The sequence below is a fragment of the Streptomyces sp. 7R007 genome, assembly GCF_054850255.1.
The window spans coordinates 71,916-96,759 of record NZ_JBTWMV010000009.1; the positions used below are offsets into that span (position 1 = coordinate 71,916).

The window sequence follows — 24,844 nt, forward strand, 5'->3', positions numbered from 1 at the left end:
GGGCGAACAGGGTACGGGGGCGATCACGGGAGATGGGGGACAGCAGGCTGATCCAGGGCCGCTACCGGCTGCTCGACCTGATCGGGCGCGGCGGCATGGGCGAGGTGTGGCGGGCGCGCGACGAGTCCCTCGGCCGGCATGTCGCCGTGAAGTGCCTCAAGCCCCTCGGCCCGCACCACGACCAGGCCTTCACCCGCGTGTTGAGGGAGCGCTTCCGCCGCGAGGCCCGGGTGGCCGCCGCCCTCCAGCACCGCGGGGTGACCGTCGTCCACGACTTCGGCGAGTCCGACGGCGTCCTGTTCCTGGTGATGGAACTGCTGGACGGGCGCAACCTCAGCCAGCTGCTGGAGGACAACAGACACCACCCGCTGCCCGTCTCCGACGTCGTCGACATCGCCGACCAGGTCTCCGCCGCCCTCGACTACACCCACCGGCAGGGCATCGTGCACCGCGACCTGAAGCCCGCCAACATCATGCGGCTGGCCGACGGCACGGTGAAGATCTGCGACTTCGGCATCGCCCGCCTCGGCCACGACATCGGCTTCACCTCCCGGCTGACCGGCACCGGCATCGCCATGGGCACCCCGCACTACATGTCCCCGGAGCAGATCAGCGGCTCCGAGGTCGACCAGCGCAGCGACCTGTACTCCCTCGGATGCGTGCTGTACGAGATCGCCACCGGCGCCCCGCCGTTCGACCTCGACGACGCCTGGGCGATCCTCGTCGGCCACCGCGACACCCCGCCCCGGCCACCGCGCGCCACACGCGCCGAACTCCCCGAGTACTTCGAGAAGATCGTCCTGGACCTGCTGGCCAAACGCCCCGAGGAACGCCCGCACGACGCCCGCGAGCTGGGCCGCAGGATCAGCCTGGGGCGGACGACCCCGACGTACGTGCCCACCGTGGTCACCCCCCGGCCCGTGCTGCGCCCGCCGGAGCCGGCCCCCTCCCGCGAGCCGCGCCTGCCGTCCTGGACCCGCGGCATGACCACCGGTCACAAGGCCACCGGCGCGGGTCTGCGCACCACCCCGCCGGACGCCGGCGCCGGGCTCACCGGCGAGTGGATCTCCCGCTCGGTCTCCGGCCGAACCGCCGAGCCGGTGCCGCAGCAGCCGCCGGCCCCCGCCCCGGAGGCGCTCACGGCCCTGGCCGGCCGGCACAACGCCGGGCTCAGCCTCGGGCGGCTCGGGAGGTGGGCGGAGGCGGGCGAGGTGCACCGGGCGGTCGCCGCCGAGCGCGCCCACCTGCTGGGCCCCGACCACCCCGACACCCTCGCCAGCCGCTACGAGGTCGCCTTCACCCTCAGCCGCACCGGCCGCGCCGCCGACGCCCTGCGGGAGTACAAGCACGTGGCCGCCGCCCGCACCCGCGCGCTGGGCGCCGACCACCCCGACACCCTCGCCGCCCGCCAGGAAATGGCGTATGTGCTCGGCCAGTTGGGCCGCCACTTCGACGCCCACCAGGTGTACACCGCCGTGCTCGCCGCCCGCGAGCGTGTCCTGGGCGCCGACCACCCCGACACCCTGCGCTGCCGCCACAACCTCGCCTTCAACCTCAGCCGGCTCGGCCGTCTGGAGGACTCGTACCGCATGGCCTGCGACGTGGCCGCCGCGCGCGCCCGCGTCCTCGGCCCCGAGCACCCCGACACCCTCGTCACCCGCTACGAAGTCGCCTACGCCCTCGGTCAGTTGGGCCGCTGGCCGGAGGCCCTGCAGACCTACCGCGAGGTCGCCGAGGCCCGCGCCCGGGCCCTCGGCCCCGACCACGCCGACACCCTCTCCGCCCGCTACGAGGTCGGCATCAGCCTGGGCCGCCTCGGGCGCAGCGCGGAGGCGCTGACGCTGTACCGCGAGCTGATCGACGACCGCACCCGCGTCCAGGGCCCCACCCACCCGGAGACCCTGCGCGCCCGGCACGGTCTCGGCGTCAACCTCGGCCGCCTGGGCCGCTGGGAGGAGGCCCTGGCGGAGTCCCGCGACGTGTGCGCGATCCGCGAACGCGTCCTCGGCCCCGAGCACCCGGACACGCTGGTCAGCCGCCGCGAGGTCGCCGTCGGCCTGGGCTGGCTGGGCCGGTGGGCGGACGCGCTGACGGAGTACCGCCGGGTGGCCGCCGCCCGCGAGCGTGTCCTGGGCGCCGACCACCCGGACACCCTCGCCAGCCGCAACGACGAGGCGCACTGCCTGGAACAGCTCGGCCGCGGCGCCGAGGCCGTCCAGCTGTACCGGCGGGTGGCGGTGCTGCGGCAGCAGCGGGCGGCGGGCGGCGGTGAGCTCGGCGCCGGCCGCCGCAGGGAGCACGCCTGGCCGCCCTGGTGATGCCAGAAGGGGGGCATACGGCCGACGACGGGTGGTGCCGGACCGCGTTCCCGGCCCGGACCACCTGCTCGACCAGGTCGTGCAGGTGGTGCTGTGAGTGCCCCATGCGGGGAGTCCGCACCCGGTCGCGGGCGGCGCCGCCCTCTCGCCGACCTGGATCACCGCGTGTTACCAAGAACCATGACCGCACACCAGCAGCCCCGCACCTACGACGCCGTGATCGTCGGCGGCGGCCACAACGGCCTCGTCGCCGCCGCCTACCTGGCCCGGGCCGGACGGTCCGTGCTGGTGCTGGAGCGGCTGGACCACACCGGGGGCGCCGCGGTCTCCACGTGCCCCTTCGCCGGCGTCGACGCCCGGCTCTCGCGCTACTCCTACCTGGTCAGCCTGCTGCCGAAGAAGATCGTGCGCGACCTCGCCCTGGACTTCCGCGTGCGCGCCCGCACCGTCTCCTCGTACACCCCCGTCGAACGCGACGGCCGGCCCACCGGCCTCCTGGTCGGCGGCGGCGAACGGCGCACCCGCGAGGCCTTCGCCCGGCTGACCGGCTCCGAGCGCGAGTACGCGTCCTGGCAGCGCTTCTACGGCATGACCGGCCGCGTGGCCCAGCGCGTCTTCCCCACGCTCACCGAACCGCTGCCCGGCCGCGAGGAGCTGCGCCGCAGGATCGACGACGAGGAAGCCTGGCGGGTGCTGTTCGAGGAGCCGATCGGCGTCGCGATCGAGGACCGCTTCGCCGACGACCTGGTCCGGGGCGTGGTTCTCACCGACGCCCTGATCGGCACCTTCGCCGACGCCCACGACCCCTCGCTGGCCCAGAACCGCTGCTTCCTGTACCACGTGATCGGCGGCGGCACCGGCGCCTGGGACGTCCCCGTCGGCGGCATGGGCGCCCTGACCGACGCCCTGGCCACCGCCGCGCGCGAGGCGGGCGCCGTGATCGCCACCGGCCACGAGGCGGTCCGCATCGCCACGGACGGCCGTACGGCCGAGGTCACGTACCGCACGGCCGACGCCGAAGGCACCGCCGCCGCCCGGCACGTCCTGGTCAACGCCTCCCCGCAGGCCCTCGCCGAGCTGACCGGCGACGCGCCGCCCGCGCCCGCCGAGGGCGCCCAGCTCAAGGTGAACATGCTGCTCAAGCGGCTGCCGAGGCTGCGTGACAGCGCCGTCGACCCGCGGGAGGCGTTCGCCGGCACCTTCCACATCGCCGAGGGCTACGAGCAGCTCGCCGCCGCCCACGCCCAGGCCGCCGCCGGCGAACTGCCCGCCGCCCCGCCCTCCGAGATCTACTGCCACTCCCTGACGGACCCGACCATCCTCGGACCCGACCTCGTCGAGCGCGGCTGCCACACCCTCACCCTCTTCGGCCTGCACACCCCCGCCCGGCTCTTCGCCCGCGACAACGACACCGCCCGCGAGGAGCTGCTGAAGGCGACACTCGCCCAGCTCGACGCCCACCTCGCCGAGCCCCTCGCCGACTGCCTGGCCACCGACGCCGACGGACGCCCCTGCATCGAGGCCAGGACCCCGCTCGACCTGGAGCGCGACCTGCGCCTGCCCGGCGGCAACATCTTCCACCGCGCCCTGTCCTGGCCGTACGCCCAGGAGGGCACCGGCCGCTGGGGCGTGGAGACCCGGCACGTCAACGTGCTGCTGTGCGGCGCGGGCGCGGTGCGCGGGGGAGGGGTGAGCGGGGTGCCGGGGCACAACGCGGCGATGGCGGTGCTGGAGTCGGCGGGCGGGTGAGGGGCCCGGCAGGGGCGAGGGCGGAGGGCAGGGACACCCGGACCGGGGGCCCAGGGACCATCGGACCCTGTGAAGCAGGACGGGGCGCGTGAACACTGGGATCCTGGTGGAAGGAGCGTTGCCCGCGACCCTACGGACAGTGGCGGTGAGCGCTGTGGCCGTGCGTGGTGAGAAGACTTCGGGACCTGCCCCGTGCCGGGCCGATCCCCTCGGGGACCCGTTCCTGCGGACCCGGTTCGCCGCACCGCGCCGGCCCGCCACCTACCTGCGCCGGGACCGGCTGGTCACGCATCTCGACCAGGCCCTGCTGACACCCGTGACGGTCGTCAACGGAGCCGCCGGAGCGGGCAAGACCCTGCTGGTCGCCGACTGGGCCGAGGCACAGCAAGGGCCCGTCGCCTGGCTCACCGCCGACATGGCCGACCAGGGGCCCGGAATGTTCTGGTCCTATCTGATCGAGGCCCTGGGCTCCTGCGGCGCGCCGGTGCCCCACGCGGTCGGCCGGCCGGCGGTCGCCGGGCGCGTCGAGCACACGCTGCTGGCCCGCCTCGCCACCGAACTCGGCGGCCGGGAACGGCCCGTGGTCGTGGTGCTCGACGAGTACGACCGGGTCGGCGCCTCCCTGATCGCCGACCAGCTGGAGTTCGTCGTACGCCACTGCGGGCCCGGCATGCGCCTGGTGCTGGTCACCCGCACCGAGCCGCCGCTGCCCCTGCACCGCTACCGGGCGGCCGGCGAGCTGACCGAGATCCGGGGCGCCGAGCTGGCCTTCACCACCGAGGAGGCCACCGCACTGCTGGACCTGCACGGCCTGCGCCTGTCCCCGCCCGCGGTCCGGGCCCTGGTGGAGCGCACCGGCGGATGGGCGGCCGGACTGCGGCTGTGCGCGCTCGCGGCACGGCACAGCCAGGATCCGGAGAGGTACCTGAAGGAGTTCGAGGCCGGCCGCAGCACGGTCGCCGACTTCCTCCTCGCCGAGGTGCTCAGGCGCCAGCCGCCCCGCACGCAGGACCTGCTGCTGCGCGTCAGCGTCCTGGAACGGTTCTGCCCCGGCCTCGCCGACACCCTGACGGGCCGCACCGACGCCGGGCCCCTCCTCGCCCGGCTGCACCGCGAGAACGCATTCGTCGAGGACCTCGGGCACACCTGGTACCGCCTCCATCCCCTGTTCGGCGAGATCCTCCGCGCCCACCTGCGGGTCGACCGCCCCGGTCTGGAGCCCGAACTCCACCGCCGGGCCGCACGCTGGCTGCGGCGCAACGGATCCCTCCCGGCGACCCTCGCGCACGGTGCCGCCGCGGACGACTGGGACTTCGCCGCCCGCGCCCTCGTCGACGATCTGGCGATCGCCCAGCTCCTCGACGGACCGGACGCCGGGGGATTCGGCGAGCTGTTCTCCCGTATGAGCCCCGAGGCCACGAGCCCCGCGACCGACCTCGTCCGCGCCGCCCAGGACCTCTCCCGCAACGACGTCGACCGCGGCCTGGCCCACCTGCACCACGCCGAGGCCCGGCTGACCACCGACGGGTCCGCCCCGGCGGCCCGGCTCAGCTGCGCCCTGCTGGACGCTCTGACCGCCCGGCTGACCGGCTCCCCCAAGGAAGCCGAAAAGGCCGCCGAGACGGCCGAGGACCTGCGGCCGGCCCTCCCCGCCCACCTCCTGGACAGACATCCGGAACTCCTCGCCCTGCTGCTCACCCACCTCGGCTCGGCCCGGCTGTGGGCCGGACACTTCGACGCGGCACGCGCCGCCCTGACCACGGTGGCCCACTCCACCCGGCAGGCCGCCACCGCGCCCGCCCGCGAGGAGTCCCTGGGACACCTGGCACTGATCGACTACCTGAACGGCTGGCTGGGACGAGCGGAGCGCGAGGCAAGGGCGGCACAGGCGGAGACGGAGCGGTTCGGGCTGTCCGAGGCGGCCGGCTCCGGCATCGGACGCCTGGTGCTGGCCGCGGTCGCCGTGGACCGCAACGAACTCGCACAGGCCCAGACGCTGCTGGACGAGTCCGCCCGGCCGGTCCACGAGGACCCCGTCACGGCCGCCACCCGGTCCATCGCGGCCTCGCGCCTCCTGCTCGCCCGGGGCGATGCCCGGGCCGCGCTGCCCGTCGCCGGCCCGCACGATCACGCCGACACCCGCTCGCCGTGGGCGGAGGGCCAGGCCGCCGTGGTCCACTCGGCCGCCGCGCTGGCCGAGGGCCGGCCCGAGGAGGCGGCCGAGCTGCTGCGCCCGCTCGCCGACGACCAGCCGGTGTGCGCCGTCGGCGCCGCCCGGGCCGAGCTGGCCGCGGGACACCCCCGCGCGGCGAGCGGCCTGCTGGACCGGATGCACGACGCGGGCCACAGCGGTCCGGCGCTCACCGTGCGCGCCACGCTGGTGCGGGCCCAGGCCGCCCAGGAGGCGGGCGACCCCGCCGCCGCCCGCAGACTGCTCGCGAGCGCGCTCACCGAAGCCCGGCGCGAACGCCTGCGCCGGCCCTTCCTCGAAGCCGGACCCTGGATCCGGCAGCCCCTGGCGCTGCCGCAGCTCCAGCGCCTCGCCGCCGGCTGGCTCACCTCCGGCCCGGCGCCGCCGCCGGCCACCGCCCGGCCCGCGCCGCTCGTCGTGGAGGAGCTCAGCGAGCGGGAGCGGGAGGTGCTGCAACGGCTGTCGCGGATGATGTCGACCCAGGAGATCGCCGCCGACCTGTTCGTGTCGGTGAACACGGTCAAGACCCACCTCAGAAGCGTCTACCGCAAGCTGGCCGTCAACCGGCGCACCGACGCCGTGCGCCGCGCGCGCGAGCTGCGCCTGCTGTGACCGTCCCCCTCGCCCGCGGCGGGTGAGGCGGCGGGCGGGACCTTCGGCTCCCATGAAAGGAGCGCGGGCCGCCGCGCCCGGGAGCCGACTTCGGCGAGGTGGACATCATGGGACACTGGCGCGCTCTGATCGTTCTGGGGACGGCCCAGTTCCTGATGGTCCTGGACACCTCCGTCATGAACGTCTCCATCAGCCGGCTGGTGCAGGACTTCGACACCGAGGTCACCGCCATCCAGGCGGTCATCACGCTGTACGCCCTCGTCATGGCCGCATTCATGATCATCGGCGGTCGGCTCGGCGACATGTGGGGCCGCCGCCGCGTGTTCCTGCTCGGCATGGCCGTCTACGGCACCGGATCGGCCCTGACGGCGCTGGCGCCCGCGCTGTGGGTCCTCGCCCTCGGCTGGTCGGTGATCGAAGGGCTCGGCGCCGCGATGGTGCTGCCGGCCATGGCGGCGCTGGTCGCGGAGGCGTACCGGGGACGGGAGCGGGCGATCGCCTACGGCGTCGTCGGCGGACTCGCCGGCGCCGGGATCGCCGTCGGTCCGCTGCTGGGCGGCTGGGTGACGACGTACCTGACCTGGCGGCTGGTCTTCGCCGGCGAGGTCGTGGTCGTCGTCGCCGTGCTGCTGTTCCGCAAGGCGATCGCGGAGGTCCCGCGCAGCGGGACGCGCCCGCGGCTGGACGCCGTGGGCGCCGTGCTCTCGGCCGCCGGACTGGCCCTGGGCGTGCTCGGTGTGCTGCAGAGCGGCTCCTGGGGCTGGGTGCAGCCCCGCAACCCGCCCTTCACGGTCCTCGGTTTCGCACCGACGCTGTTCGTCGTCGGCGCCGGCGTGGCGGTCCTGTACGCCTTCGTCCGCTGGGAGCACCGAAGGGACGCGCGTGCGGAGGACCCCCTGGTGCACCTGGTGCTGCTGCGCCGGCCGGCCCTGCGGTGCGGACTGCTGACGCTGCTCGCCCAGAACCTCATCCTGCTCGGCCTGTTCTTCGCCATCCCGCTGTACCTGCAGGTGGTGCAGGGCTTCAACGCGTTCCAGACCGGGCTGCGCCTGCTGCCGGTCTCCGTGACCATGCTCGCGGCCTCCACGGTCGCCTCCCGGCTGGGGCGGGTCGCCGGCCCGCGCCGGGTGGTCCGGCTGGCGCTGCTGACGCTGACGGGGGCGATCGTGTGGCTGCTGGCCACCATCGACCCGGTCATCGACGACGCCCAGTTCGCCGGCGCCATGGCCGTCCTGGGCCTCGGCATGGGCCTGCTCGCCTCCCAGCTGGGCAACGTCGTGCAGTCCAGCGCCGGCGAGGAGGAGCGCAGCGAGGCCGGCGGGCTGCAGTTCACCGCCCAGAACCTCGGCTCGGCGCTGGGCACCGCGCTCATCGGCTCGCTGCTCGTCGGCGCGCTGGCCCACGCCTTCACCACCCAGGTGGACAACAACCCCCAGCTGTCGCAGGAGGCCCGGCACGAGACGAGCACGGCCCTGGAGTCCGGCATCAGCTTCGTGTCGACCGACCACGTGCGCTCGGCCGCCGAACGCGCCGGACTGCCGGCGAACGAGGTCGACGCGCTCACGGCGTCGTACGCCTCCGCCCAGCTCGACGGGCTGAAGGCGGCGGTCCTCGCCGCCGGCGGCATCACCCTGGCGAGCTTCCTGGTCACCCCGGGCCTGCCGGCCGGCCGGACCGGACGGGCCAGGCGACCGCAGGCCGCAGCGCCGGCCCGGGCCGTCGGCCGGGTCGGCTGAGCGGGCGGCCGCCATGTCCCGGACCGAGCGGATCACGCCCCGGGCCCGCAGCGCCGAGCAGCGGGCCGCGAGCGACTACACCGGCGGTGTCTACGGCTCCCTGCTCGCCGCGTCCGTGGTGGTCGGGGCGGGCACCCTGGGCTCGTTCCCGCGCCTGGAGCTGGTGCTGCTGCTGTCGCTGACCGGCCTGGTGTTCTGGGTCGCACACGTGCACGCGCAGCTGTTCGGCGCGCGCCTGGCGCACCAGCCCCTTGACCGCCGGACCGTCCTGCGCGTCTGCCGGGAGGAGTGGCCGATCGTGAAGGCCGCCGTGCCGCCGGCCGCGGCCGTGGCCGTCAGCCCGCTGCTCGGCCTGGACGACCAGGGCGCGGTCTGGCTGGCGCTGTGCGTCGCCGTGGCCGGACAGATCGGCTGGTCGGTGGCGGCGGCCCGGCGCGCCGGCGCCACCTGGCGGCCGGCGGCCTCGACCGCCGCGGTCAACCTGCTGCTGGGCCTGCTCATCATCGCGTTCAAGATCTTTCTGAAGCACTGAACCCGGTGGCCCGCCGCGTCAGGGGATCACCAGTTCAGGGAGAGGGCAGCAGATGCGCTACGAGATCCGCATCGACGGCCGCGTGTCGACGACCCTGACCGAGGCCTTCCCGGAGCTGGAGCACGTGATGATGTCGGGTCAGACGGTCCTGTTCGGGCCGGTCGTCGACGAGGCCGAACTGTACGGGCTGCTGGCCCGCTGCCAGTCCCTCGGCCTGCGCGTGGTGGAGATGCGCCAGCTTCCCGAGTGACCGGCGCGCGGGTCAGAGCACTGCGGCCGTGACCCTGCCGGAGTCCACGGCCTCCCGCAGGGCCGCGAAGTCCCGCTCGTTCTGGTCGGCGTAGCGCTGGGCGAACCGGACGAGCGCCCGGTCGAACCGGTCGCCACCGCCCAGGTAGGCGCCGATGGCGACGGGATCACCGGACCGGGCGTGGGCCCGGGCCAGGCAGGCGCCGCACAGCCCCGCGAACAGGTTCAGCAGGTCCGGCCCCATGGTCTCCGGCCGCGCGATGCCCTTCCAGTCACGCAGCTGGCGTACGTAGAAGTCCCGCTCCCGGCCGTCGAGTCCCGTCACGCGGGTGTAGCCGAGGAAGATGTCGCTGGTCGTCTGGATGAGACGCTGCCCGGTCACCACACGGCGGCCCTGGTGGTCGAACCCCTCGCCGCCCGCGTGGGCCGCGAGCACCGACTCCTGCGCCTCCTTGGCCTGCAGCAGCAGGGGATCGTCGTCGTCGCGGCCGAGCAGCAGCAGGATCCAGCAGCGGGTGCCGACGCTGCCGACGCCCACCACCTTGCGGGCCATGTCGACCAGGCGGTAGTGGCGCAGCAGATGCCGGCGCTCCGAGGACAGCGTGTGCGCGTAGTCCTCCAGGAGCGCCTGGAGTTCCTTCTCGCGCCCCTCCTCGCCCGGGTCCGCCGCGAGGTCCGCCAGGGGGGTGATCAGCGGCGGGTCCGCCGCGATGCGCCGGCCCGCGGCGGTGGCACGGGTGAGCTTGGCGAAGGCCCGCAGGTGGGTGCGGGCACGGGCCTGCTCGGCGGCGTGCGCGGTACGGCGGCGGGCCGTCTTGTCCATCGAGGAGGCCAGCAGCGCGCGCAGCGCGTCCACGTCGTCCTGGGCGTACCAGACGTCCAGGGTGCGCAGGCCGGCGCACTGCCTGATCCGCTCGCGGTAGGCGCGCACGCAGACGCGCACGGCGCGGTCCTGTTCGGCGGCCGGGAAGCCGTTGGCCCGGGCCGCGATGACGAAGCTGGCCGCGAGGCGCTTGACGTCCCACTCGAAGGGCCCGGGGTACGTCTCGTCGAAGTCGTTGATGTCGAAGACCAGATGGCGTTCCGGAGAGGCCAGCATCCGGAAGTTCAGCAGATGGGCGTCTCCGCACAGCTGCACCCGCAGGCCGGTGTGCGGCAGCGCGCCCAGGTCCGTCGCCATGATCGCGGCGGCGCCCCGGTAGAAGCGGAACGGCGATGCGAGCATGCGGCCGTAGCGGATCGGCACCAGTTCGGGCACGCGCGTCGCCGACTGGCGCTCGATCACCGCGACCGGGTCCGGCCGGTCCGGCGCCGTCGCGAACCGGCCGTGGCTCGACCGCGGGGTGCGGGTGCGCGCGTTCCTGCCGTGGGCGATTCTGTCCGGCACGGGCAGGGCGGGCGTGAACATGGCGGGCGTCGACATGATGCCACCTCCGGGGCCGGGTTCTCACCCCACCTCACCGCCGCCCCGGCGCACGGGGATCACCCGCCACGGGTGACCCGGCGGCCGGTCACGGGCGGCACGCTGACCGGGTGGGGTCTTCGCACACCGCCCCGTCGGCGGTCCCTTCGCGGCCCGCCGATCACGCGAGGAGGAGCCATGACCGTGTCGCGTGATCCGGCACCGCGTACCGGACCAGCAGCCATGTGCGACGGGGCGGCCCACGACGCCTCGGGGGACGACCCGGCGCGGGTGCTCGTGGTCCCGGATCCCGGGCGCGGCGGCCGCCACCGTGGTGCCGGGGATCGTCGTGCCGGTCTGTCCGGAGGAGACACCGCGCGTCCTGGCGGTGCCGGCGGTCTGGTACCTGGTGGCGGGCGGGGCGTTCCGGTTCGTCGCGGCCTCCGCCGGGCGCGAGCACGGCGACCGGTTGCCCGCGCAGTCGGCGGCGGTGCTGGTCGTGCCGGCCGGGGCGCTGTGCCCGCGCCGTCCCCTGCGGAGTGTCGGGGTGCTCTGGCCGGCGGGCGGCCTGACGGCGTACACCGCGCCGGCCGTCCGGGACCTGCCGCACCTCGGGTTCGTGCCGGGCGGCGCGGCGCTCGTCCGTGTCGCCGGGATCGCGGTGCGGTCCTTTCCACCGAGTGCGCCCGCGCCCTGGCGCGGCTGCTCGGGTTGTGGCCCGGCGTTGCGGGCCGCGCTGCGCGGGGCGCCGGCGGCGACTTCCGGCGGCCTCGCCGGGCCGCGCCGGCCCACGGCGGTCCCGCAGACGCCACGGCGGTGGACCCCGTCCCCACGCCCCGCGTCGTCCGGTACTCATCCCGCGGGAGGAACGATGGCTCCCAGCAAGATCTCCGCTCCGCCGGCCGGCGCCGGCACCGCGGACACCGCCCATGTCCTGACCGCCGCCGAGCACGCCGAGTACCAGCGGCTGCGCAGGGCGGCCACCGTCCGCCACCGGCGCCTGCGGCGCGCCGCGGCCACCCTCCTGCTGCTGCTGACCATGCTGCTCACGCCGCTGGCCGTGGTGGCCGCCTGGGTCCACGACGAGGTCGTCGACACCGATCGCTACGTCCAGACCGTGGCACCGCTCGCCGCCGACCCGGCGGTGCAGAACGTCGTCATCGACCGGCTCACCCGGCGTGTCGTCTCCCAGATCGACGTCGACGCCCTGACGGCGTCGCTCACCAGGACGCTGGAGGACTCCGGCGCCCCACCGCGCGTCGTCGCGGGCTCCACGGCACTGGCCGGTCCGCTGCGCTCGGCGGTGACGAGCGTCGTCCACCGCAACGTCAGTCGCGTGATCACCAGCGACGCCTTCCAGCAGGTCTGGGAGGGCTCCAACCGCCGTGCCCACGCCGCCGTCGTGCGCATGCTGACCGGCGACGGCAGCGGCGCCCTGCGCGCCCAGGGCGACAGCGTGCAGCTGAACCTGGGCCCGGTCGTCGACCAGGTGCGGCAGCGCCTCGTCGACGCCGGTTTCGAGAAGGCCGCCGCCATCCCGGACAGCGACCGCACGATCACCCTGTTCCGCACCGAGCAGCTGGGCAGGGCCCAGGACGGGATGCGGCTGCTGGACATCGTCGGGACCTGGCTGCCCGTGCTGACCGTGGCCGTGGCCGCCTGCGCCGTGTGGACCGCCCCGGCGCACCGGCTGATGCTGCTGATCACGGCCTCGGGCATCGGCGTGATGGCGGTGGTGCTGCTCGTCGCGCTGGCCGTGGTCCGGCGCGTGTACCTCGACGCGGTCCCCTCGGACACCCTGCCCACCGACGCCGCCGCGGCGATCTACGACACCTTCGTCCGCTTCCTGCGCGACAGCACCCGCACCCTCCTGGTCGTCGCGGTGATCACCGCGCTCGCCGCCTGGCTGTACGGCCCGGGCCGGGTCGCCCGCCGGCTGCGCTCCCTCGCCGGGCGGGCCACCACCGCCACCGGCCGGGCGCTCGGCCGTCGCGGAGTGCACACCGGCGGCGGGGGACGGTGGCTGGACGCCCACCGGTCGTGGACGACCGGCGTTGTGATCGGGGCCGGCGCCCTGTCCCTGGTGCTGTGGAACCACCCCACGGTCGGCGGGGTGGTCCTCGTTCTGTGCCTCGTGCTCGGCACGCTGTTCGCCCTTCAGGTCGCCGCCTCCGCCGCGGACCGGGCTCCCGGCGCGCCCCCCGGTCTCACCCGCCCGGGGTGAGGCCCGACGGCCCCCGCGGGGCCCACGCTGAAAGTGACACACCGGCTGCCGGGCCCGTGCCCGGAGAGGAGGAGCGACATGAACGCCTCGACCTACCTCGCCTACGACTATCCGTTGCTGAGCGTCTTCTGGTCCATGCTGGTCTTCTTCCTGTGGATCATGTGGTTCGTCCTGCTGTTCCGGATCATCGTCGACATCTTCCGCGACGACGGCCTCGGCGGCTGGGGCAAGGCCGGCTGGCTGGTCTTCACCATCGTCCTGCCGTTCCTGGGCGTCTTCGTCTACGTGATCGCCCGCGGCAAGAACATGGGGCGCCGGGAGGTCGCGCAGGCGCGCGCCCAGCAGGACGCCTTCGACCGGTACGTCCGGGAGACCGCGCGCGGCGGCGACGGCCGCACGAGCAGCGTCGACGACCTCGCCAAGCTCTCCGAGCTGCGCTCCCGCGGCGACATCACGGACGACGACTACCGCAGGGCCAAGGACCTGGTGCTCAGCGGCTCCGGCGGCCTCGACCGCGCGGGCACCGTCGGTTCCGGCGCCGGCCGCTGAGCCACCGGACGACACGAATCGAGGCACCACGATGACCGCGACACACACGGCACACGCGCACACCACCAGGCAGAACTGGGCCGGCGGGCTGATGACCTTCGGGGCCGTGATGCTCATGATCGCCGGACTGCTGGACGTCTTCCGGGGCATCATGGCGATCGCCTCGGACGACATCTTCGTGACGACGCGCAACTACGTCTTCGAGTTCGACCTCACCGGCTGGGGCTGGATCCACCTGATCCTCGGGGCGGTCGGCGTGCTCGTCAGCTTCGGGCTGTTCCAGGCGATGACGTGGGCCCGCGTCGCCGGGGTGGCCATCGCCGGGCTCATCATCATCGCGAACTTCCTCTCCCTGCCGTACTACCCGGTGTGGTCCGTGGTGATGATCGCCTTCTCCGGATTCATCATCTGGGCCCTGTGCGTGGTCCGGCGCGACGACGAGTCCTTCGACCCGTTCGAGCACCCGGGGCGCGACATCTGACGGCGCGCATGCGCCCTGCGCTGAGGGGTACCAGAGCGGAAATTCCGGTCATTTCGGAATCCGCAACCCTTCGGAAGGAGGTCGCCATGGCGGACCTCAGCCCCATCGACCTGCAGAAGGCCCTCAGCGGCATGGACTACCCGGCGGACAAGAAGGCCCTGGTGGACTGCGCCCGCAAGAACAAGGCGGACGACAAGATCGTCAGCCGCCTCGACGGTCTGAAGGAGAACAGCTTCGACGGCCCGAACGAGGTGCAGAAGGCCGTCTTCCACTAGGCGCCGACGGACCGAGCGGCCCGGGCCCCGTGAGGGGCCCGTCCGTTCGGGTCCGTACGTCCCCTCTCAGGCTCGTATGCCTCCGTCGACCTGGAGGACCGCGCCCGTGACGTAGGAGGCGCGGTCGCTGAGCAGCCAGGCGGCGGCCTGGGCGATCTCCTCCGGGTCGGCGGCCCGGCCCAGCGGGGTCTGCGCGGTGAGCTGCTCGACGATGCCGGGCGAGTTCGTCTCCCACGCGTCGATCATCTCGGTCAGCGTGGCGCCGGGGGCGATGGCGTTGACGCGGATGCCCTCCGGGCCGTAGGTGACGGCCGCCGAGGCGGTGAGGCTGTTGAGCGCCCGTTTCGCCGCACCGTACGCCGGCAGCCAGGGGTTGCCCATCAGGCTCCCCACGCTGGAGGTGTTGCAGATCGCCCCGCGCCCGGCGGTGGCCCGGATGGCGGCGACCTCCGCCTTCATGGCGAGCCAGGGACCCTTGAGGTTGACGGCGGTGACGTGGTCGAACTCGGCCTCGGTCAACTGGTCCATGGGGCCCGGCGTCTGGATGGTCGCGCCGTTGTTGAACGCGATGTCCAGGCGGCCGTACAGCTCGACCGCGCGGTCGACGGCGGCCCGCACGCTCGCCGCGTCGGCCAGATCGCAGAAGACGTGGCCGGCGGTGCCGCCGGCGTCCCGGATCTCCTCGGTCACGGCCTTCAGCTGGGCCTCGGTACGGGCCGCGAGCACCACCCGGGCTCCCTCCCGGGCGAACAGCCGGGCCGCGGCGGCACCGATGCCGCGCCCCGCTCCGGTGATGAAGGCGACCTTGCCGGCCAGCAGGTGTGATGTGTTGTCCATGCCGACGAGCCTGCGCCCGGGCCCGGCGCTCATCCAGGCATCGCCGGTACCTGGCTCGGCCGGCCGGCCCCCGCGCACACTGGAGGGGTGAACCGACGCGAACTGGCCGACTTCCTGCGCAGCCGGCGTGCGCGCATCACCCCGTCCGACGTGGGCCTGCCCGCGGGCCCGCGGCGCCGTACCCCGGGGCTGCGGCGCGAGGAGGTGGCGCAGCTGGCGTACATCTCGACGGAGTACTACACACGGCTGGAGCAGGCCCGCGCCCCGCACCCCTCGCGTGAGGTGCTGGCCCAGCTCGTCCGCGCCCTGCGTCTGTCCGACGCCGAACGCGACCACCTGCACCATCTCGCCGGCACCCCGCCGGGCCCGCCGCGGGGGCCCTCGCGCGAGGTCCGGCAGAGCATCGCCGACCTGCTGCACCGGCTGCCGCAGGCCGGGGCGATCGTCATCTCGGCGGCCTACGAGGTCCTCGCCTGGAACGACCTCGCCGCCGCCCTCATGGAGGACTTCTCCGCCCTCCCGCCGCGTGAGCGCAACCTCGTGCGGCGCGCCTTCCTCGGCCCGCGCCCGCACGGCCGCCCGCTCTACGGCGTCTCGGACGGCGAGGAGTTCGCCCGCACCTCGGTGCACGACCTGCGCGCCGTCGCGGCCCGCTATCCCGGCGACCCCGAACTGACCGCACTGATCGACGAACTGCGCACGGGCAGCGAGGAGTTCGCGCGGCTGTGGGCCGACCACGACGTCGCCGCCACCCCCACCCTCTGCAAGACCTTCCAGCACCCGCTCGTCGGACCGGTCACCGTCAACTGCGACGTCCTGGACATCACCGACCTGGACCAGCGGGTCGTCATCTACACCGCCGCCCCCGGTTCGCCCTCCGAGGAGGCGCTGCGCCTGCTGTCCGTGGTCGGCCCCCAGCGCCTGGAGGTGCCCGGAGCGGAGCGGACTCCGGTGAATCCGGCGGCCAACAAAATCTGACGGTCTATCAGAAAAGCTCTTCCGTCGGCTACAGGACTGCGGCATCCTGCGCCCATGCAGACGGAGCTGAGCAAGAAACTGGGAGTCGAGCACGCCGTCTTCGGCTTCACGCCGTTCCCCGCCGTCGCCGCGGCCATCAGCCGGGCCGGCGGTTTCGGCGTGCTCGGCGCGGTCCGCTACACCGCCCCCGACGACCTCAAGCGTGATCTCGACTGGGTCGAGGCCCACGTCGACGGCAAGCCCTACGGCCTCGACGTCGTCATGCCCGCCAAGAAGGTCGAGGGTGTGACCGAGGCCGAGGTCGAGGCGATGATCCCCGAGGGGCACCGGCAGTTCGTCAAGGACACCCTCGCCAAGTACGGCGTGCCCGAGCTGGCCGAGGGGGAGGCGTCCGGCTGGCGCATCACGGGGTGGATGGAGCAGGTCGCGCGCACCCAGCTCGACGTCGCCTTCGACTACCCGATCCGGCTGCTCGCCAACGCGCTGGGCTCACCGCCGGCCGACGTGGTCGCGCGCGCCCACGACCGGGACGTCCTCGTCGCCGCGCTCGCGGGCAGCGCCCGGCACGCCCTCAAGCACAGGGACAACGGCATCGACATCGTCGTCGCCCAGGGCTACGAGGCCGGCGGGCACACCGGCGAGATCGCGTCCATGGTGCTCACGCCCGAGGTCGTGGACGCCGTCGACCCGCTGCCCGTGCTGGCCGCCGGCGGGATCGGCAGCGGCCGGCAGGTCGCCGCCGCCCTCGCCCTCGGCGCCCAGGGCGTCTGGCTCGGCTCCCTCTGGCTGACCTGCACGGAGGCCGACCTGTCGTCGCCCGCGGTGACGCGCAAACTGCTCGCCGCCGGCTCCGGCGACACCGTGCGCTCCCGTGCGCTGACCGGGAAACCCGCACGCCAGCTGCGCACCGAGTGGACCGACGCCTGGGACGACCCGAGCGGCCCCGGCGCACTGCCGATGCCGTTGCAGGGCCTGCTCGTCGCCGAGGCCCTCACCCGCATCCAGAAGTACGAGGTCGAGCCCCTGCTCGGCACGCCCGTCGGCCAGATCGTCGGCCGGATGACCAGCGAACGCAGCGTCCAGGCCGTCTTCGACGACCTCACCCGCGGCTTCGAGGAAGCCGTCGACCGCGTCAACCGCATCGCCGGAAGGAGCGGCACATGACGAGCACGCCCCCCGCCGGGTTCTGGGCCCAGGCCGGCCACGACCCCGACCGCACGGTGCTGATCGCGCCGGACGGCGAGGAGTGGAGCGCCGGGCGCCTGCACGCCGCCGCCAACCGCCTCGTGCACGGTCTGCGCGCCGCCGGGCTGGAGCGCGGGGACGCCTTCGCGGTCGTCCTGCCCAACGGCGTCGAGTTCCTCAGCGCCTACCTGGCCGCCAGCCAGGCCGGGTGGTACCTGGTCCCGGTCAACCACCACTTCGTGGGACCGGAGATCGGCTGGATCGTCGCCGACTGCGGCGCCAAGGCGCTCATCGCCCACGAGCGGTTCGCCGGCCCCGCCCGCCACGCGGCCGACGAGGCGGGCCTGCCGGTCACCCACCGCTACGCCGTCGGCACCGTCGAGGGCTTCCGCCCGTACGCCGAACTCCTCGCCGGGCAGCCGGAGTCGGCGCCCGCCGACCGCGAGCTCGGCTGGGTCATGAACTACACCTCCGGGACCACCGGCCGCCCCCGCGGCATCCGCCGCCCGCTGCCCGGCAAGAAACCCGAGGAGGCCTATCTCGGCGGATTCCTCGGCATCTTCGGCATCAAGCCCTTCGACGGCAACGTCCACCTCGTCTGCTCGCCGCTCTACCACACCGCCGTCCTGCAGTTCGCGGGCGCGTCCCTGCACATCGGCCACCGGCTGGTCCTGATGGACAAGTGGACGCCCGAGGAGATGCTGCGCCTGATCGACACCCACCGGTGCACGCACACGCACATGGTCCCGACCCAGTTCCACCGGCTGCTGGCCCTGCCGGAGGAGGTGCGGCGCTCCTACGACGTGTCGTCCATGCGGCACGCCATCCACGGCGCCGCGCCCTGTCCCGACCACGTGAAACGGGCGATGATCGACTGGTGGGGCGAGGCGGTGGAGGAGTACTACGCGGCCAGCGAGGGCGGCGGCGCCTTCGCCACCGCCGAGGACTGGCTGAAGAAGCCCGGCACCGTCGGCAAGGCCTGGCCCATCAGCGAGCTGGCCGTCTTCGACGAGGACGGCAACCGGCTCCCGCCCGGCGAACTCGGCACCGTCTACATGAAGATGAACACCGGCGGCTTCTCCTACCACAAGGACGAGGACAAGACGAAGAAGAACCGCATCGGCGACTTCTTCACCGTCGGCGACCTCGGCTACCTCGACGAGGACGGCTACCTGTTCCTGCGCGACCGCAAGATCGACATGATCATCTCCGGCGGGGTCAACATCTACCCGGCCGAGATCGAGTCCGTGCTGCTCCAGCACCCCGCCGTCGCCGACGCCGCCGTCTTCGGCATCCCGCACGACGACTGGGGCGAGGAGGTCAAGGCAGTCGTCGAACCGGCGCCCGGCCGTGCGCCCGGACCGGACCTCGCCGCCGAGCTGCTGGCCCACTGCGCCAACCAACTCGCCGGCTACAAGCGGCCCAAGAGCGTGGACTTCATCGCGGAGATGCCCCGCGACCCCAACGGCAAGCTGTACAAGCGGCGGTTGCGGGACCCGTACTGGCAGGGGCGTACGCGGCCCGTGTGAGCAACCGCGGGAACAACCGTCCCTCGCGGCGAACGCGCGACGGTGCCAGGACGTCACCGTAACGGCACCGCACGCGACCGCCATCCGCTCGGGGGGACCCATGCGCACCGCACACACAGGCCGACTCCTGATCGCCCTCGCCCTGTTCGCCGCCGGCTGCGGCGCCGGGAAGAGCGACGAGCACGCGGTCGCCTCGCAGGCGCGTGCCCGCGCGGTCGCCGACGCCTGGAACGGCTCCCCGGCAGCCGAGGCGTGGACCCAGGGCTACTACCCGCTGGACGACGTGATCCAGCCGCCCGAGGACGCCTTCCACAACGACGCCGACAAACAGGCGTACGCGCAGGGCGAGTTCGTCCTGCGCACCGCCCTGCCCGCCGTCCCGGCGAGGACCGGCCGCGTGACATGGGACGGCGGGGGCTCGCTCGCCCTGCCGCTGATGAGCGCACGCCAGGCATACGACTCCGTGGCCCGCGGCGCTGCCGGCGGGCCCCATCTCACCGTCACAGGCGCGGAGTTGGGCCGGACGACCCTGCTCACCAGCCGGGGTCCGGCGACGGTCCCGGCCTGGCTGTTCACGCTGCGGGGCTACGACACCCCGCTCAAGCGGGTCGCTCTGAACCCGTCGCGGCAGCCCAAGGCGCCGATCGGACCGGCGGCGCAGAACCCCGGCGACCCCCTGTGGCCGCTGGAGCGGCTGGTGGAGGTGGCCGACGCCGGCCGGTCCGTCACCGTGCTCGCCGGACACGGGGCCTGTGACGACGGTGCCGCCGTCGACGTGCTGGAGACCGGCCGCAGCGTCGTGCTGTCCGCGACCGTCACCGGCGGCCGGAAGGGACCCTGCACCAGCGAACTCATCGGCCAGGAGGTGACGGTGACGCTGCACCGGCCGCTGGGCGAGCGCATCCTGCTGGACGCGTTCACCGGGCGGCCGGTCGTCACGGGGAGCCGGGGCTGACGCCTCGGGACGGTCAGCGGCCTCGCCACCCGCCGCGCCAGGGATCGTGCGGGTTGCCCGGCAGCAGACCGCGGCCGTTCGCCGTGACCGCGCCGCTGACGTCACCGACGTGCTTGACCCGCGTCGGTGACGGGCCGAGGATCATGAGTCATGACGCAGGGACAGGGCAGCACGGTTGACGGGGTGCTGCGACGCAGCGCCCGGCGCACCCCGGCGCGGGTCGCGGTGGAGTACGGCGACCGCAGGTGGACGTACGAGGAACTCGACGGTGCCGTCTCCCGCGCGGCGAGCGTGCTGCTCGGCCAGGGGCTCGCGCCCGGCGACCGGGTCGGCGCCTACGGCCACAACTCCGACGCCTACCTGATCGGCTTCCTGGCCTGCGCCCGCGCCGGTCTCGTGCACGTGCCGGTCAACCAGAACCTCACCGGCGACGACCTGGCGTACATCGTCGGCCAGTCGGGCAGCGCCCTCGTCCTCGCCGACCCCGGCCTCGCCGGCCGGCTGCCCGCCGGCGTGCCCGCGCTCGCCCTGCGCGACGCCGACGACTCGCTGCTCGCCAGGCTCGCGACGGCACCCGCGTACGACGGACCCGAACCGCGCACCGAGGACCTCGTGCAGCTGCTGTACACCTCGGGCACCACCGCCCTGCCCAAGGGCGCGATGATGACCCACCGCGCGCTGGTCCACGAGTACCTGAGCGCGATCACCGCCCTGGACCTCAGCGCCGGCGACCGCCCCGCGCACGCGCTGCCGCTCTACCACTCGGCGCAGATGCACGTCTTCCTGCTGCCCTACCTCGCGGTCGGCGCCACCAACGTCATCCTCGACGGGCCCGACGGCGACCGGCTCTTCGACCTGATCGAGGCCGGCCGCGTGGACAGCCTGTTCGCGCCGCCCACCGTCTGGATCGGCCTGGCCAACCGGCCCGACTTCGCCACCCGCGACCTCGACGGACTGCGCAAGGCGTACTACGGGGCGTCGATCATGCCGGTGCCGGTTCTTCAGCGACTGCGGGAGCGCCTGCCGAAGCTGGCGTTCTACAACTGCTTCGGCCAGAGCGAGATCGGGCCGCTGGCCACCGTCCTCGCGCCCGACGAGCACGAGGGCCGCATGGACTCCTGCGGGCGGCCCGTGCTGTTCGTCGACGCGCGCGTGGTCGACGAGGACGGCAAGGACGTCCCCGACGGCACCGCCGGTGAAATCGTCTACCGCTCCCCGCAGTTGTGCGAGGGCTACTGGGACAAGCCCGAGGAGACGGCCGCCGCCTTCCGCGACGGCTGGTTCCACTCCGGCGACCTCGCGGTGCGCGACGCGCACGGCTACTACACGATCGTCGACCGGGTGAAGGACGTCATCAACTCCGGTGGCGTCCTGGTCGCCTCGCGTCAGGTCGAGGACGCCCTCTACACCCACGACGCCGTCGCCGAGGTCGCCGTGATCGGCCTGCCCGACGACCGCTGGATCGAGGCCGTCACGGCGGTGGTCGTGCCGCGCGGCGAGGTGACCGAGGCCGAACTCGTCGCGCACGCGCGCGAGAAGCTCCCGCACTTCAAGGCGCCGAAGCGGGTGCTGTTCGTGGACGAACTGCCCCGCAACGCGAGCGGGAAGATCCTCAAGCGCGAACTCAGGGACCGGTTCGCCGACTAGCGCCCAGGCGTGGGCGGTTGGCTCGGTGCGGCCGTGTGTGGATCACGGGCAGGGAGGCGGCCGGGCTTGCCGCGGGCGCGGGGGCGATGGAGCATCGGGCTCGATTCGCCGTCACCCGGGGGGAGCCGGCGTGCCGATCCTGTTCGCATCGCTGCCGTCTGCCGTGGTGGCCGTCGGGCTGACGCACGTGGTGCAGCGGCGCGCGCAGCACCGGGAGACGCTGCGCGCCACCGTGCTGCAGACGCGGGTGGAGCTGATGAAGGCCGCGGCGGCCGCCCTGGAGCCGGCCCGGGCCGCGGCCGGTCGGCAGCCGGGCGAACCGGAGCCCGGCGAGATGCGCCGGTACCTGTTCTCCGAGGCGCAGCTGACCGCCTGGGAGGGGCGGTGGCGCATCGGCGCCACTCGCACAGCCGCAGCTGCGCGCCCACGCCTCGGCACTGCCGGCCGGCGAGGAGACACGTTGCCACTGGGAGCCCGTCCGCGCCTCTCGCGCGGCCCATGGCCGGTGACGACGCGAAGCCGCGGGGCTTCAACCAGGTGTCCGACACGGCCTGGCAGGCACCGAAGCCGGCCGACACGCGCTGAGCCGCGAACGCCCGGCGGGCCTAGCGTTCCCGCAGGTCGACGATGCGGCGGATCTTGCCCACCGATCGCTCCAGTGACTCCGGTTCCACGATCTCGACGGTGACCGAGACGCCGATGCCGTCCTTGACGGCCGCCGCGATGGAACGCGCGGCGGCCTCCCGGACATCCGGTCCGGCGTCGGCGCGGGCCTCCGCCCGTACCGTGAGGGCGTCGAGGCGGCCCTCGCGGGTCAGCCGGAGCTGGAAGTGCGGCGCGACGCCCGGCGTGCGCAGGACGATCTCCTCGATCTGCGTGGGGAAGAGGTTCACCCCGCGCAGGATCACCATGTCGTCGCTGCGCCCGGTGACCTTCTCCATCCGCCGGAACACCCGCGCCGTACCGGGCAGCAGCCGCGTCAGATCCCGCGTGCGGTACCGGACGACCGGCATCGCCTCCTTGGTGAGCGAGGTGAAGACCAGCTCGCCCTCCTCGCCGTCGGGCAGCACCTCACCCGTGATCGGGTCGACGACCTCCGGATAGAAGTGGTCCTCCCAGATGTGCAGGCCGTCCTTGGTCTCCACGCACTCCTGCGCCACACCCGGTCCGATCACCTCCGACAGCCCGTAGATGTCGACGGCGTCGATCGCGAACCGCTCCTCGATCTCGGCGCGCATCCGCTCGGTCCACGGCTCCGCGCCGAAGACGCCCACGCGCAGGGAGGTGCCGCGCGGGTCCACGCCCTGCCGCTCGAACTCGTCGAGGATCGTGAGCATGTAGGACGGCGTGACCATGATGATCTGGGGCCGGAGGTCGCGGATCAGCTGCACCTGGCGCGCCGTCATGCCGCCGGACGCGGGGATGACCGTACAGCCGAGCCGTTCGGCGCCGTAGTGTGCGCCGAGGCCACCGGTGAACAGCCCGTAGCCGTACGCCACATGCACCTTGTCGCCGGGGCGTGCGCCCGCCGCGCGCAGGGAGCGGGCCACCATGTCGGCCCACAGGGACAGGTCGGCGTCGGTGTAGCCGACCACCGTGGGGCGGCCGGTGGTGCCGCTGGAGGCGTGGATGCGGCGGATGCGGTCCTGGGGCACGGCGAACATCCCGTACGGGTAGTTCTCGCGCAGGTCCGCCTTGGTGGTGAAGGGGAAACGGGCGAGGTCGGCGAGGGTGCGGCAGTCGTCGGGGCGTACGCCCGCCTTCTCGAAGGACTCCCGGTAGAACGGCACGTTGTCGTAGGCGTGCCGCAGTGATGCCCGCAGCCGTTCCAGCTGCAACGCGCGCAGCGCTTCCGCATCGAGCCGTTCCCCCGCGTCCAGGAGCTCCGTCGCATCCACCATGGGGACTTCTCCCTCGCCAACCGCATCATTCCGGACGACCGATCATTCGGTCGCGGTGCTCGGGATCAGTAATCCAGGTGGCGGAGGCGCAGGCAAGGGGGGCGTGCCTACTTTTCTCCCCGGGGCGGGAGCGCGGGGGCCGTGAAAGTCGATGGCGCCGTGGGGCCGGCCGCCCCGAGGATGGGCCGCATGCCGACCTTCAGCGCACCCGACGGAACCGAGCTCGCCTACCACCTCCGGGGCGCGGGCGACCCGCTGGTCGTCCTGCCGGGCGGCCCGATGCGGGCCTCGTCCTATCTCGGCGACCTGGGCGGCCTGGCCGCGCACCGCCGGCTGGTGCTGCTCGACCTGCGGGGGACCGGTGCGTCGGCGACGCCGGCCGATCCGGCGACGTACCGCTGCGACCGGCTGGTGGACGACGTGGAGGCGCTGCGGGTCCACCTGGGCCTGGAGCGGATGGACCTGCTCGCGCACTCGGCGGGCGGCAGCCTGGCCATGCTGTACGCCGCCCGGTACCCGCGGCGGGTGGCGCGGCTCGTGCTGGTCACGGCCACGCCGTGGGCCCTGGGCGAGCCGGCGACCGCCGAGCACCGGCTGGCCGTCGCGCGGCTGCGCAAGGACGAGCCGTGGTTCGACGAGGCGTTCGGGCCGTTCGAGGCGTGGCTGGCGGGAGAGGGGGCGTACGATCCCGCGTTCGCGGGTTTCTTCTACGGCCGCTGGGACGAGACGGCCCGGCGGCACGAGGCCCGCGCCGAGGCGGAATTCAACGACGACGCCGGCGACGTCTACGGCTCCGACGGCGCCTACGACCCGCCCGCGACCCGGGCGGCCCTGGCCCGCTTCACCGCTCCGGTCCTGGTCCTCGCCGGCGAGCTGGACGGGGGCCCGCGCCCCGAGCTGGCGCGCGCTGCCGCGGAGGTGTTCCCGAACGCCGAGTGGGCCGTCCAGCCGGGCGCCGGGCACTACCCGTGGCTGGACGGCCCGGGGTGGTTCGCGGAGAGGGTCGCAGCGTTTCTGGACGGCCGGCCGTCAGGTTCGTCCGCGACGGCTTGAGGCCGCGGCACGACTCTCTCAATGCCGTCGCGGCAGGGCGGCCGCGCGCCGGCGGCGGAGCAGCACATGACCGGTGGCCAGTCCCACCCCGACGACGGTGAGCCCGACGCCGGCCACCACATCCAGGTCGCTCGGCCCATATGAGCCACCCACACCTGCGTTGACGCCCTGCTGCGGGACAGTGGTGGCGGCCGCCGTAGAAGTGGCCGAAACCCTGTGGGGAAGCCACTCACAGGCGACGCCGTCGTTGTCCTCGTCGAGCCGGTTGGGGTCGCTGGGGTCGCGGTTGTAGACGGCCTGCGCGTCCTCCTGGAAGGTGAAGTCGGAGCAGTCGACGTCGGTCTGCGCGTGGGCGGCGACCGCTGCCGGTCCCGTGGCCACGAGGACCGTGAGGGCGGCGGTGGCGAGCGCGCGTATGCCTGGGTGCATGGGGGTCGTCCC

Annotated in this window: 20 protein-coding genes; 16 read left to right on the forward strand and 4 right to left on the reverse strand. The window is 74.0% G+C overall.

The genetic code is table 11. The annotated features are described in order from the left end of the window. Window positions 1–32 precede the first annotated feature (32 nt). From ACYF6T_RS14380 to ACYF6T_RS14405, 6 genes are all read left to right on the forward strand, one after another. On the forward strand, window positions 33–2,318 hold the full coding sequence (locus ACYF6T_RS14380) for a serine/threonine-protein kinase (protein ID WP_461696458.1): 2,286 nt from the start codon (window positions 33–35) through the stop codon (window positions 2,316–2,318). 180 nt (window positions 2,319–2,498) lie between these two features. Further along, window positions 2,499–4,067 (forward strand): phytoene desaturase family protein, encoded by a 1,569-nt coding sequence (locus ACYF6T_RS14385; protein WP_461696459.1) that lies wholly within the window; start codon window positions 2,499–2,501, stop codon window positions 4,065–4,067. 139 nt (window positions 4,068–4,206) lie between these two features. Then, a complete protein-coding gene (locus tag ACYF6T_RS14390; protein ID WP_461696461.1) occupies window positions 4,207–6,870 on the forward strand; it encodes a helix-turn-helix transcriptional regulator in 2,664 nt (887 codons plus the stop codon). Window positions 6,871–6,977: 107 nt separating this feature from the next. Then, entirely contained in the window at window positions 6,978–8,606 is a 1,629-nt protein-coding gene (locus tag ACYF6T_RS14395; RefSeq protein ID WP_461696462.1) for an MFS transporter, read from the forward strand. Window positions 8,607–8,619: 13 nt separating this feature from the next. After that, the gene (locus ACYF6T_RS14400; protein ID WP_461696463.1) at window positions 8,620–9,138 is read left to right on the forward strand and encodes a hypothetical protein; all 519 of its coding nucleotides are present in this window, start codon (window positions 8,620–8,622) and stop codon (window positions 9,136–9,138) included. Window positions 9,139–9,190: 52 nt separating this feature from the next. Further along, complete coding sequence (locus tag ACYF6T_RS14405; protein WP_461696465.1) at window positions 9,191–9,388, forward strand: hypothetical protein; 198 nt, start codon at window positions 9,191–9,193, stop codon at window positions 9,386–9,388. A 12-nt stretch (window positions 9,389–9,400) separates the two neighbouring features. Here the strand turns inward: ACYF6T_RS14405 and ACYF6T_RS14410 are convergent, their stop codons facing one another. Continuing rightward, window positions 9,401–10,810 carry a DUF2252 domain-containing protein gene (locus tag ACYF6T_RS14410; protein ID WP_461696466.1) on the reverse strand — a complete coding sequence of 470 codons (1,410 nt, stop codon included), beginning with the start codon at window positions 10,808–10,810 and terminating at the stop codon, window positions 9,401–9,403. A 328-nt stretch (window positions 10,811–11,138) separates the two neighbouring features. On the opposite strand from ACYF6T_RS14410, the gene ACYF6T_RS14415 reads away from it, so the two are divergent. The 4 genes from ACYF6T_RS14415 to ACYF6T_RS14430 all read left to right on the forward strand — a co-directional run bounded on the left by ACYF6T_RS14415 (window position 11,139) and on the right by ACYF6T_RS14430 (window position 14,318). Beyond that, window positions 11,139–13,013 carry a hypothetical protein gene (locus ACYF6T_RS14415; RefSeq protein ID WP_461696467.1) on the forward strand — a complete coding sequence of 625 codons (1,875 nt, stop codon included), beginning with the start codon at window positions 11,139–11,141 and terminating at the stop codon, window positions 13,011–13,013. A gap of 78 nt (window positions 13,014–13,091) precedes the next feature. Further along, the gene (locus tag ACYF6T_RS14420) at window positions 13,092–13,562 is read left to right on the forward strand and encodes an SHOCT domain-containing protein (protein WP_461696468.1); all 471 of its coding nucleotides are present in this window, start codon (window positions 13,092–13,094) and stop codon (window positions 13,560–13,562) included. A 31-nt stretch (window positions 13,563–13,593) separates the two neighbouring features. Further along, window positions 13,594–14,043 (forward strand): DUF7144 family membrane protein, encoded by a 450-nt coding sequence (locus ACYF6T_RS14425; RefSeq protein ID WP_461696469.1) that lies wholly within the window; start codon window positions 13,594–13,596, stop codon window positions 14,041–14,043. 86 nt (window positions 14,044–14,129) lie between these two features. Next, on the forward strand, window positions 14,130–14,318 hold the full coding sequence (locus tag ACYF6T_RS14430; RefSeq protein WP_461696470.1) for a DUF2795 domain-containing protein: 189 nt from the start codon (window positions 14,130–14,132) through the stop codon (window positions 14,316–14,318). 66 nt (window positions 14,319–14,384) lie between these two features. Here ACYF6T_RS14430 and ACYF6T_RS14435 read toward each other — a convergent pair whose 3' ends face one another. Further along, the gene (locus tag ACYF6T_RS14435) at window positions 14,385–15,188 is read right to left on the reverse strand and encodes an SDR family NAD(P)-dependent oxidoreductase (protein WP_461696471.1); all 804 of its coding nucleotides are present in this window, start codon (window positions 15,186–15,188) and stop codon (window positions 14,385–14,387) included. 54 nt (window positions 15,189–15,242) lie between these two features. On the opposite strand from ACYF6T_RS14435, the gene ACYF6T_RS14440 reads away from it, so the two are divergent. The 5 genes from ACYF6T_RS14440 to ACYF6T_RS14460 all read left to right on the forward strand — a co-directional run bounded on the left by ACYF6T_RS14440 (window position 15,243) and on the right by ACYF6T_RS14460 (window position 21,449). Continuing rightward, window positions 15,243–16,133: a helix-turn-helix transcriptional regulator gene (locus ACYF6T_RS14440; protein WP_461696472.1), complete on the forward strand. Its 891-nt coding sequence runs from the start codon at window positions 15,243–15,245 to the stop codon at window positions 16,131–16,133. Between the two features lie 54 nt (window positions 16,134–16,187). Continuing rightward, window positions 16,188–17,297, forward strand: a complete 1,110-nt coding sequence (locus tag ACYF6T_RS14445; RefSeq protein WP_461696473.1) for a nitronate monooxygenase — start codon at window positions 16,188–16,190, stop codon at window positions 17,295–17,297. Continuing rightward, complete coding sequence (locus ACYF6T_RS14450) at window positions 17,294–18,847, forward strand: acyl-CoA synthetase (protein ID WP_461696475.1); 1,554 nt, start codon at window positions 17,294–17,296, stop codon at window positions 18,845–18,847. The genes ACYF6T_RS14445 and ACYF6T_RS14450 overlap by 4 nt, the downstream gene beginning before the upstream one ends. A 100-nt stretch (window positions 18,848–18,947) precedes the next feature. Continuing rightward, entirely contained in the window at window positions 18,948–19,802 is an 855-nt protein-coding gene (locus ACYF6T_RS14455) for a hypothetical protein (protein ID WP_461696476.1), read from the forward strand. A 150-nt stretch (window positions 19,803–19,952) separates the two neighbouring features. Next, window positions 19,953–21,449, forward strand: coding sequence for an acyl-CoA synthetase (locus ACYF6T_RS14460; protein ID WP_461696477.1), 1,497 nt, complete (start codon window positions 19,953–19,955; stop codon window positions 21,447–21,449). A gap of 605 nt (window positions 21,450–22,054) precedes the next feature. On the opposite strand, the gene paaK is transcribed toward ACYF6T_RS14460, so the two are convergent. Beyond that, the gene (gene paaK / locus ACYF6T_RS14465) at window positions 22,055–23,350 is read right to left on the reverse strand and encodes a phenylacetate--CoA ligase PaaK (RefSeq protein WP_461696479.1); all 1,296 of its coding nucleotides are present in this window, start codon (window positions 23,348–23,350) and stop codon (window positions 22,055–22,057) included. Between the two features lie 189 nt (window positions 23,351–23,539). On the opposite strand from paaK, the gene ACYF6T_RS14470 reads away from it, so the two are divergent. Continuing rightward, complete coding sequence (locus ACYF6T_RS14470) at window positions 23,540–24,403, forward strand: alpha/beta fold hydrolase (protein WP_461696480.1); 864 nt, start codon at window positions 23,540–23,542, stop codon at window positions 24,401–24,403. A gap of 18 nt (window positions 24,404–24,421) precedes the next feature. Here the strand turns inward: ACYF6T_RS14470 and ACYF6T_RS14475 are convergent, their stop codons facing one another. Continuing rightward, window positions 24,422–24,832: an excalibur calcium-binding domain-containing protein gene (locus tag ACYF6T_RS14475; protein WP_461696481.1), complete on the reverse strand. Its 411-nt coding sequence runs from the start codon at window positions 24,830–24,832 to the stop codon at window positions 24,422–24,424. Between the last annotated feature and the right edge of the window lie 12 nt (window positions 24,833–24,844).